Annotated in this window: 2 protein-coding genes and 1 other annotated feature; both genes read right to left on the reverse strand. The window is 44.8% G+C overall.

What is annotated here, in order from left to right; genetic code table 11:
- Positions 1–251 precede the first annotated feature (251 nt).
- Positions 252–494: a binding site (T-box leader), on the reverse strand.
- Positions 495–587: 93 nt separating this feature from the next.
- A complete protein-coding gene (locus H525_RS0115365; protein WP_027416902.1) occupies positions 588–1,904 on the reverse strand; it encodes a nucleobase:cation symporter-2 family protein in 1,317 nt (438 codons plus the stop codon).
- 14 nt (positions 1,905–1,918) lie between these two features.
- Positions 1,919–2,585: xanthine phosphoribosyltransferase (locus H525_RS0115370; protein WP_342664292.1), on the reverse strand; the 667-nt coding region annotated here is incomplete at its 5' end.

Below are 2,585 nucleotides of genomic sequence, written 5' to 3' on the forward strand. Positions count from 1 at the left end.
GTATTCAACCCCCTCCAACAGCAAACATCGTAAGAGCATATCTGCTCCCGTCATTGTCTCTCCCATCGCAATTGGCGGAATCGAAGCTGTTTGCTCAACTGTCGCTGTTTCAGCACTCATACTTTCTCCTCCTTTTAAATCTCTCCATTGTAAAAATAATCGTAAAATTCAGTCTAAAACCCCACCTACACCCATTCCTACCTGTAAAGAGAATAAAGAAAGCCCTTTCACCCTCTGACTTTTTTCTCGTCAGTTGGGGCGAAAGAGCTTCGCGATACCACCCAAATTTATTGCCTGCCTCACGACAAGCAACCTCAACAGGTTTTGTTTCAAACCTTACACATAACGCGTGCAAACGGCCTTTCCTACTTGTCGTAACGTTCAGAAATGCAACTCCGAGGCGAGATGTATTTAGCATTTCTTGTTCGGATCTCAGCGTCCCGAACTCTCTGTAAAGCATTGGCTAAATACGAGGTCCCCATCCATGTTCTTGCTTTTTCAATTGTCATTTTCGTCTAAATATTTGCGTTGTTTTATTATTACAAGCAATTATAGACATGGTTTAAAAAAGTGTCAACTACTAAATTTCATGAAACCTTCTGAACTGAAATTTTTTCCTCTGAATTTGTTGCTTTGCCCGCTTTTCCAATGACGTTAAATATAATATTCAGTATAATAGCTGTTACCGATCCTGCAACAATTCCATTTTCAAATATAATTCGGAGGACGGACGGAAGGTGGGCAAAGAAATTCGGGACCACCGTTACCCCGAGCCCAAGCGCTACTGAACAAGCAATAATTAATAAATTCTCATTGTTGGAAAAATCAATTCTCCCAAGCATTTTAATTCCTGACGCAACCACCATGCCGAACATGGCAACCATCGCACCGCCAAGTACCGGATTCGGAATGACCGTGGCAAGCGCCGCAAACTTCGGAATCAATCCCAAGCCCATAAGCAGCAGTCCTGCACATAGGATGACATCTCTTGTTTTGACTTTAGACAGCTGAACCAGACCGACGTTTTGTGAAAATGTCGTATACGGAAGCGAGTTAAACAGGCCTCCCAGTATAACCGCAATTCCTTCCGCCCGGTATCCCCGTGATAAATCTTTTTCATCCAGCTTCCGATTACAGATTTCACTTAGCGCTAAGAACACGCCGGTTGACTCAACGAGACTTACGATCGCCACAATAACCATCGTCAGAATTGCACTGGCATGAAACGTAGGCATGCCAAAATAGAGAGGTTTCACCATGCTAAACCAGGACGCCTCGCCTACTGCTTTAAAGCTTACCTTCCCGAGGAATGCAGAAACAGCGGTTCCAACAATCAATCCAAGCAGGACAGAAATGGCTTGAATAAATCCGGTGAAAAACCGGTTAATGATAACAATAAAAGCAAGAACGCCAAACCCGATGGCCAAATTACTTATATTTCCGAAATCGGGACTACCTTGCCCACCGGCAATATTATTCATCGCTACCGGAACGAGGGTCACACCAATGATTGTAACAATCGACCCTGTTACCACAGGCGGAAAGAATCGGATAAGCTTACTAAACAAGCCGGAAATAAGAACAACAAAAAGCCCGGACACAATGATCGCCCCATAAATAGCGGACATTCCATATTGTTTTCCAATTGAAATCATCGGAAATACAGCGGTAAATGTACATCCTAGTACAACTGGCAGCCCAATTCCGAAAATCCGGTTTTTCCAAAGTTGAAGCAAGGTTGCAATTCCGCATGTAAGCAAGTCGGCCGCAATTAAATAACCGAGCTGGGACGGGGTGAGCTTCATCATTCCGCCGACAATCAACGGGACGATGACAGCACCGGCATACATCGCAAGCACATGCTGCAAGCCAAGCGAAAAAATTTTACCTGGTTTATTTTTCATCATTATCTCTTCTCCTATTCTACTTCCGACATTTCCTGAATAAATTCAACATGTCCACCTGACAGAGACGAAATACGGGCAAGTGACTCGACATGGTACCCTGCCTTTCGCAGCTTGGCTCCTCCATCCTGAAAGGCCTTTTCAATGACAATTCCTATGCCGGCTACTTTGCTGTTTGACTGCTCCACGATCGAAGCTAATCCGAGCGCAGCCTCCCCGTTCGCCAGGAAATCATCAATAAGCAGGACGGTTTCCCCTTCCGGCATGAACTTCTTAAGAACCGTCACCTGATTGGTTTCGTTCTTTGTAAAGGAGTGGACCTCTGTATGATAAACTTCTTCATTCATCAGCACCGAACGTTTTTTCCGGGCGAACACAACAGGTACATTCAGCTTGAGACCTGTCGTTAAAGCGGCGGCAATACCGGAAGATTCAATCGTGAGAATTCTTGTAATGCCCTCTTTTGCAAAACGTGCCGCGAATTCCTCTCCAATCGCCATCATAAGCGCCGGATCGAGTTGATGGTTTAAAAATGAATCGACTTTGAGCACCTTTTCATTGATAACTATGCCTTCCAGGCGAATCCTTTCTTTTAGTAACTGCATGCTTATACCCTCCACTCTCTTGTTGGTAAAGTGAGAAAAACTCGCGGGCGTTGCCGCTCGTCCTTTTTCTGCAGGG

The organism is Aneurinibacillus terranovensis DSM 18919 (genome assembly GCF_000430625.1).
In the GTDB taxonomy this organism is placed as follows: Bacteria; Bacillota; Bacilli; order Aneurinibacillales; family Aneurinibacillaceae; genus Aneurinibacillus_B; species Aneurinibacillus_B terranovensis.

Bases quoted from the DNA above. Each gene is read 5' to 3' on its own strand.
- H525_RS0115365 (WP_027416902.1), bottom strand. From the start codon at position 1,904: ATGAAAAATAAACCAGGTAAAATTTTTTCGCTTGGCTTGCAGCATGTG.